8 protein-coding genes are annotated in these 7,325 nt (G+C 68.3%); 5 read left to right on the top strand and 3 right to left on the bottom strand.

From position 1 onward, the window contains the following. Positions 1–330 precede the first annotated feature (330 nt). Positions 331–1,053, top strand: coding sequence for a Crp/Fnr family transcriptional regulator (locus tag ACFE65_RS14225; RefSeq protein ID WP_375383026.1), 723 nt, complete (start codon positions 331–333; stop codon positions 1,051–1,053). Between the two features lie 36 nt (positions 1,054–1,089). Here ACFE65_RS14225 and ACFE65_RS14220 read toward each other — a convergent pair whose 3' ends face one another. After that, a complete protein-coding gene (locus ACFE65_RS14220; protein ID WP_375383025.1) occupies positions 1,090–1,326 on the bottom strand; it encodes a hypothetical protein in 237 nt (78 codons plus the stop codon). 291 nt (positions 1,327–1,617) lie between these two features. Here ACFE65_RS14220 and ACFE65_RS14215 point away from each other — a divergent pair, with 291 nt between their 5' ends. Beyond that, positions 1,618–2,715: an alpha/beta hydrolase family esterase gene (locus ACFE65_RS14215; protein WP_375383024.1), complete on the top strand. Its 1,098-nt coding sequence runs from the start codon at positions 1,618–1,620 to the stop codon at positions 2,713–2,715. Positions 2,716–2,728: 13 nt separating this feature from the next. On the opposite strand, the gene ACFE65_RS14210 is transcribed toward ACFE65_RS14215, so the two are convergent. Then, on the bottom strand, positions 2,729–4,252 hold the full coding sequence (locus ACFE65_RS14210; protein ID WP_375383023.1) for a DUF1800 family protein: 1,524 nt from the start codon (positions 4,250–4,252) through the stop codon (positions 2,729–2,731). 209 nt (positions 4,253–4,461) lie between these two features. Between ACFE65_RS14210 and ACFE65_RS14205 the strand changes: the two genes are divergently transcribed. The 3 genes from ACFE65_RS14205 to ACFE65_RS14195 all read left to right on the top strand — a co-directional run bounded on the left by ACFE65_RS14205 (position 4,462) and on the right by ACFE65_RS14195 (position 6,323). After that, a complete protein-coding gene (locus ACFE65_RS14205; protein ID WP_375383022.1) occupies positions 4,462–4,869 on the top strand; it encodes a hypothetical protein in 408 nt (135 codons plus the stop codon). Further along, complete coding sequence (locus tag ACFE65_RS14200; protein ID WP_375383021.1) at positions 4,866–6,011, top strand: glutathionylspermidine synthase family protein; 1,146 nt, start codon at positions 4,866–4,868, stop codon at positions 6,009–6,011. The genes ACFE65_RS14205 and ACFE65_RS14200 overlap by 4 nt, the downstream gene beginning before the upstream one ends. A 171-nt stretch (positions 6,012–6,182) precedes the next feature. Beyond that, the gene (locus ACFE65_RS14195) at positions 6,183–6,323 is read left to right on the top strand and encodes a hypothetical protein (protein WP_375383020.1); all 141 of its coding nucleotides are present in this window, start codon (positions 6,183–6,185) and stop codon (positions 6,321–6,323) included. A gap of 323 nt (positions 6,324–6,646) precedes the next feature. Here the strand turns inward: ACFE65_RS14195 and ACFE65_RS14190 are convergent, their stop codons facing one another. Further along, positions 6,647–7,297, bottom strand: a complete 651-nt coding sequence (locus ACFE65_RS14190) for an outer membrane protein (RefSeq protein ID WP_375383019.1) — start codon at positions 7,295–7,297, stop codon at positions 6,647–6,649. Positions 7,298–7,325: the final 28 nt, after the last annotated feature.

Below are 7,325 nucleotides of genomic sequence, written 5' to 3'. Positions count from 1 at the left end.
TCTCGGTGGAAATCTATGCCTTCTCCGGGTCAGCTCTCAGTGGAAATCAACACCCGTGGATCAGGCTCTCGACAAGCAGCAGCGCGGCCTGGCCGTGCGCGTCGGGCAGCGGCGACGTGGCGCCCGGCTCGGCGGAACTATCATTTGTAATAGACATGGATTAGACCTTGGACGGGCAGAGCATCGCGTTTATGTTCCGTCGGTCTCTGCGACCTCTCGACGGTGCCGCCGTGGTACACCGGCCTGTCTCCAACATACTCAATCCATAATAATAATGGGCAATGTTCGTTCGCACTGTCGCATTCGCAAGGTCAACGGTACAACCCCGATATGCCCAACCCGTTTGTCCAGAATTTGAGCGGCTTGGTCGATCTCAGTACCGTCGACGTGGTGGCGCTGGAGGCGGCGACCGCGCGTCCCCGGCGCTATGCCGCGCGCAAGGACCTGATCCGCGAGGGCGACGAGACCGGCCCGATGTTCGTGGTGCTGGAAGGGTGGATCTGCCGCTACAAGATCCTGCCGAGCGGCAGTCGCCAGATCATGGCGTTCCTGATGCCGGGCGACGCCTGCGACCTCCACATCAAGCTGCTGGCGGAGATGGACCACGGCATCCAGGCGGTGACGCCCGCGCTGGTCGCGACCGTGTCGCGCGCCGAGATGCAGACGTTGATGCAGGAGCATCCGAGCATCGCGCAGGCCATGTACACGGCCCAGCTCGTCGACGAAGGCGTGATGCGCGCGTGGATCGTCAGCATGGGACGGCGCAGCTCGATCGAGCGCGTAGCGCATCTGATCTGCGAATTGTACCTGCGGGCCCGCAACATCGGCCTGACGCACGACGACAAGTTCGCGCTGCCGCTGTCGCAGATCATCCTGGCCGACGCGCTCGGCATGACCGCGGTCCACATCAACCGGGTCCTGAAGGAACTCAGGCTGTTGGGCGCGCTGGCGCTGAGCCGGGGCAGCGCGACGATCCTGGATCCGACCAAGCTGGTCCAGATCGCCGGGTTCGACGAGAACTACCTGCACCGCCGCCTGCGTCCGCTCGCCTGATCCCCGGCAGGCAGCGGGCCAGCGGGCGGGGCGCGATCAGGGGCGCGGCGGCTCGCGCAGGACCATGACGATCCTGGCGTCGGGGCTTGTCGTGCCGGTCGAGCGCGACATGTCCTGCGTCACGTCGGTCTGGACCGGAACCGACGCCTGACTTCGATGCAGATCGGCCAGGATGTTGTGCGCGCGGGCACTTTCCACGCACTTGGCCCGCGCCGCCGCGGTCTCCTCGCGAAGAACTGCCGTCTGGTGATAGAGTGTCTGAACATAGGTCATCGAACGTCTCCCGTATCGGGACGACTTTGGGTCAGATCGCGCGCGACGATCTTAACTTGGCGGGAGATCGAAGAGAACATTGATAAAGCTGCCGCCGGTTTAACAAATGACTCGACTGTTGTTGTCGAGGGCGATGTGCGTTCGGCTCCGGCATCGCGCGCTCAAAGCAAAGCCGTTCGCGTCCCGAATCCTGACAAGCGCATTGTAACTTGATGCGGGCGCGCTAAATGTTGCGGTGCAGCATGGATGCGTCGTTTTGGCGTGTCGCGCTCCTCGACCGACGGAGGCGTCATGCGCCATCTTGGCAATGTTATCGAACGACTCCGCGACGCGCAGGCCGCGCCGGCATCACGTGGCGCGTCGCCCGCCCGCCTCGAGCCGCTCGCCGCGGCGGGCTCGAACCCGGGCAACTTGAAGGCGTGGCGCTACGGTCCCGAGACGACCAGCCCGATGCCGCTGGTCGTCGTCCTGCACGGCTGCACGCAGTCCGCGGCCGGGTACGATCTCGGCTCGGGCTGGTCGGCGCTGGCCGAGCGGCACCGGTTCGCCGTGCTGTTCCCGGAGCAGCAGCGGGCCAACAACCCCAATCTCTGCTTCAACTGGTTCTCGCCGGACGACACGCGCCGCGGGTCAGGCGAGGCGCTGTCGATCCGCGAGATGGTCGCCGCGATGGTCGAACGGCATGGAATCGACCCGGCGCGCGTCTTCGTGACCGGGCTGTCGGCGGGCGGCGCGATGGCGTCGTCGTTGCTGGCGAGCTATCCCGACGTCTTCGCAGGCGGCGCGATCATCGCCGGGCTGCCGGCCGGCGCGGCCAGCACGATGCCGCAGGCGTTCGAGCGGATGCGCGGCCACGGCCACCTCGACGCCGCCCGCTCCGGCGCTCACGTGCGGCAGGCGTCCGATCACCACGGGCCCTGGCCGGTCGTGTCCGTCTGGCACGGCGGCGCCGATGCGACGGTCGCACCGAGCAATGCCGAGGCGATCCTCGAACAGTGGCGCGCGGTCAACGATCTCGCGACCGCGCCGAACCGAGAGGAAACGGTCGACGGCGCGGTCCGTCGCGAGTGGCGGGACGACAGCGGCCGCCTGTGCCTCGAGGACTGGCGGATCGCCGGCATGGGCCACGGCACCCCGATCGCGACCGTCGGCGCGACCGCCTGCGGGTCACCCGCGCCCTACATGCTCGACGTGGGCGTTTCGGCGACGTGGCACAGCGCCGCGCGCTGGGGCCTGCTCGACCCCGAGGTCACGGCTGCCGACCGCGAGCGGCCTGCGGCGGACGCCCCGCAGACCCAGGCGAAGCACCCGCTGCCCGGCGCCACGGCTACTGGCGGGATCCAGGGCACGATCGAGGCCGCGCTCCGATCGGCCGGGCTGATGCGCTGAGACAGGCGCCCGACTACCTCCGCATCATCTCGGGCGCGACGAGCAACAGCGCGAGGGCCTGGGCGGGACTTTCGGCCCGCTGCAGCGATTGCACGGTGGCGGCGCTCAGCGTGTCGGGAAATAATCTGGGGGCAAGCGCGCCGGCATCGATCGTCGCCGGTGCGCGGCTTGCGAAGCGCTCGGCCACCTCGACCCGGCGCAGCACGGCGTCGGGGCCGGCCCAGCTCGCGGCCACGTCGTCATAGCCGACCGGCTGTCCCGGCTTCCACACAGGCTGGCTGAGCTGGTTCAGGAGACCGACGATGACGGCGGGCTGGACCTGCTGCGTGCCTAGCGCGCGGTAGGCGGAGATGCTCCATTCCCACGGCGTCTTGAATTTGGCCGGGGTCTCGATCCACGCCTCGGGCGAGTCGACGATCGCGGCGTAGACCGTCGGCAGATCGCCGCCTGAGCCGAGGAACGCCTGCGCGAGCCGCGCGACCATCGCCGAGGGCGGATCGTCGCCGGCGAAATGCCGAGCGAGCTTGGTCGCGATGTGCTGGGCGGTCGCGGGCGAGGCCGCGCAGTCGTCGAGCACGGCCTGCGCCTGCTTGACGCCGTGATCGGAATATCGCTTGCCCATGATCGTGCGGGCGCCAGGTTCATGCATCGGCTCGGCGAAGACGAACCGACCGGGAGTGCCGAACCCTTCCAACACCCGTCCGAGCGGGCCGCCACCGATCCCCGAGACCGTCCAGCCGGTCAACGCACGCGCGAACTCGGTGACGTCGGCCTGCGTGTAGCCGGTGCGGACGCCCAGCGTGTGCAGCTCCAGTATCTCGCGGGCGAGGTTCTCGTTCAGTCCGAGCTTGCGGTTGCCGCGCCGGTAGTTCGTTTCGCCGAGCTGGCTCTTCGGGCCGATCGACACCGCCTGGTCGAGGTAGAGCAGCATCGCCGGGTGATGCTCCACGGCGAACAGCATGTCGGAAAAGCGGCCGAGCACGTGCGGGCGGATCGCCTCGAACTCGAGCGTCCCGGCGAGCCCGACCACCTGCAGCTTGTCGATCGAGACCGCGAAGTGGTTGGCCCAGAACCACACCAGCCGTTCGACGAAGGGCGCGTCGGTGGTGAAGGCCACGCCCGCGCGTGCCGCAACCGCCTCGGCATAGGTTTGGCGCGCCTCGGTCCCGGCCGCTTTCCGGGCAAGCCGTTGCGCCTCGCTGCGGTCGATCTTGGCGGGGGCCTGCTGTTCACCGGGCAACGTCTGAGGGGCGCCAGCGGCCGATGGGGCCGGAACGGCCGGGGAGGTGGCGGGCGCCACCGGCGCTACCGGCGCGCGCACGCGACCGTGGCCCTGACGCAGCATCCGTTCCTCGCGCTGGTAATCCGTCAGCTCGCCCGCCACCGCGGCGCTGTTCGCCGTAGTGGCAATGGGGGCTGGGCGCGGATCGTAGCGACCAAATTGGTCGATCAACCAGCGCCGAGGATCGGTCGGCAACGCCTGGTCGGGTCGAACGCCGATCCCGAAGCGGTTCACTGCGATGCTGATCGCGCTCATGCTCGCGCTCCTCGTGCTGTGACTGCGGGGTATTCGGGTGGAGGTGGTATCCGGTATTCGACATGGCGGCGACCGCGTAATGCCGCCCCTCGAATCCCCTTCCAGTAAACCTGCCCCGACGCCTGGCCAGTCCCGTCGCGAGCGCGAGCCGCGACCCCCTTTCGCGATGCCGAAATCCGCGCGATGATCCCGCTTAGGAGGGGGACGCGATGAAAGCCGATCTGAAGATCACGACCGCGTTGGCGGCGACGTTGCTGGCGGCCGGGTGCCAGCGGCAGGACAATGGCTGGACCGCCGATCGCGACACCGCCATCTGTGTCGACAGGAGCGGCAAGCGGGTACCTGACGCGCAATGCCCGCGAACCGCCGAGGCCGGTCACGGCGGTGGGGTCAGCCCGTTCCTCTGGTATTATCTCGGCCGCAGCAGCGTCGTGCCCTATTATGGCGATCCGGTGCGTGGAGGATCCTTCACCGGCCGGGCCGGCACGTCCTACGGCCGCGCGCCGGCCGAGGTCGCGATGACGCGGTCCGCCGCGATCAGCCGCGGCGGGTTCGGCTCCTCCGCGCAAGGTGGGGAGGGCGGAGAAGGCGGCGGACACGGCGCCGCCGGGGAGTGATCCGCCGCACCATCACGCCGCGCGTCGACTGGCAGGCGAAGGTCGAGGCGCTGGGCCTGATCTGGCACACCGTCGATGGTCGGCCGTATTGGGACGAGAGCGCCTGCTACAGCTTCACGCTCGCGCAGATCGAGGAGATCGAGGCCGCCACCGCCGAGCTATACCGCCTGTTCCTCGAAGCCGGGCAACACGTCGTCGACCGCCCCGACCTGCTCGCCTCGTTCGGCATCCCCGCCTTCTGCCACGACGCGATCCGCCGAGCCTGGAACGACGAGCCGCCCGCGCTGAACTTCGGCCGGTTCGATCTGGGCTACGACGGCAAGGGGCCGCCCAAGCTGTTCGAGTTCAACTGCGACACGCCGACATCGCTGCTCGAGGCGGCGGTGGTGCAATGGGCGTGGAAGGAGGAGGTGTTCCCCGCGCTCGACCAGTTCACCAGCCTGCACGACAGGCTGGTAGCGAAGTGGTGCGACCTGAACCCCCATCTGCACGGCTTCCTGCACTTCGCGCACGTCGCCGACGCCGCCGGAGAGGACACGATCACGACATCGTACCTGCGCGACACCGCGGCGGCGGCTGGGCTGACGACGCTGCCGATCGTGATGGCCGACATCGGCTGGCACGCCGACGAGCGCCAGTTCGTGGATCTGGAGGAGCGGCCGATCCTCGCGGTGTTCAAGCTCTACCCGTGGGAGTGGCTGGTCGACGAGGCGTTCGGTCCGCAACTGGTCCAGAGCCTCGACCGCACGCTGTGGCTGGAGCCGATCTGGAAGATGATCTGGTCGAACAAGGCGATCCTGCCGGTGTTGTGGAAGCTGTTCCCGCACCATCCGAACCTGCTGGGCGCCTCACGCGAGCCGCCGGCCGGCGCCGATGCAGTCGCCAAGCCGCTGCTCGCACGCGAGGGCGCGAACGTGTCGGTCCGCAAGGCCGGCGCGGTGATCGCGCAGACCGGCGGCGACTATGGCGCGGCAGGCTTCGTCTATCAGGAGCTGTACCCGCTGCCCGAGACCGCACCGGGGTGCTTTCCGGTGATCGGCAGCTGGATCGTCGATGGCGAGCCGGCCGGGATGGGGATTCGCGAGGACGGGCTCATCACCGGCAACACCGCGCGGTTCGTGCCGCATGTGATCGAGGGTTAGTCAGCGGCGTCCGGCAGCACGCTCACCGCCTGCGGGTCAGTCGACAAGGGGCATCGTCGACGGCGTCATGCCGATGGCGGTGGAGACCGCCATCCACGCCGCCCTCGCAGTCGCCTCTGCCGAACCGAAGCGCTTAAGTCCCGCCGTTTGACGAAGCCGGTCTGCCGCCGGGTGGATGATGGCTCCAACAAGGCCCGTCCCGCGCCCCCGAGCCAATGCCAGAAACGCTCCAGCATCATCGACGCGGTGACCGCCGCCACGACCAGCGCCAATGTCTCGCCGCCGCTCACCGGCTGCTCGATGACGCAATGATCGGGATCGCCTCGCGTGCCGCCTGCTCCGTCGCGAACGATGCGTCCAACCACCGTCGCTCGCGCGGGCAGTACAACCCCCACGACAGCCGTGCGCCTGAAACGGCGCGGAGATGGGGTTCGAGCTCGCGGATCATGTCCATGCGCCGCCGCTACGCGCATCCCCGTCGCCCGCGCCTGAACGCGCTCGACAGCATGGGTTCACCAATGGAGCGGCGGCGATGCTAGCCTAGCGAGAGTTCTCCTTGACGATCGAACCGCATCGACGCCGCCACGCCTTCCGGTCGTCAGGGCCAGCATCCGAGCCAAGATGCTGGCCCGAGATCAGAGGCGGAAGCCGAAGCCCGCGGTCACCTGGTGTCGGTGAGCATCGAGCGAGCCGCTGTCGCTACCCTCGTTCAGCTTGTACCCGGAATAGTGAGTGTAGACATATTCCAGCTTCGTATAGGCATGCCTGCCGAGACCCAGTTCGCCGCCGACGCCGACATGATAGCCGCTGAAATTGTCGTGCCCGTCGAGGTTGTCCGCCGCAAAGCCATCCCGGTAGCTGGCCCGGACCTGACCGTTCGAATAGCCGCCCTTGAGGTACACGTCGGAATTGACCCCGACCGGATAACCGACACGAGCACCCACCGCGATGTTCCGGCCCGGCCGCACGCAGAAGCTGTCCGCGCCATAGACGGGCGAGCAGTCCTTTGCCGTCGTCCCGTCGATCCCGGCGTAGATACCGAGCATCGCGCCGCCGGTGGTGATGTCGTAGCCGACCTCGCCGCCATAGCCGACCCCGCTGACGCCGCTGCTGCCCTTGCTTGTCGTCCCGCCCGAGGTCACCGTCGCATCGATCACGGGGTCGTCCCAACCCGCACGAAGCTCGATCCGCGGGCCGTTGATGGCGTAGACGGGACTTTGGTAGGCCTGCTGCGCGGCCGCTGGCCCGGCACACACGACTGCAAGCGCGGCGATCGCAATCTTCATCGTCTCATCCCTGTTCCGCTGGCGTATG

Source organism: uncultured Sphingomonas sp. (assembly GCF_964237335.1).
Lineage (GTDB): Bacteria > Pseudomonadota > Alphaproteobacteria > Sphingomonadales > Sphingomonadaceae > Sphingomonas.
This window is presented reverse-complemented; position numbering and strand designations above follow the sequence as displayed.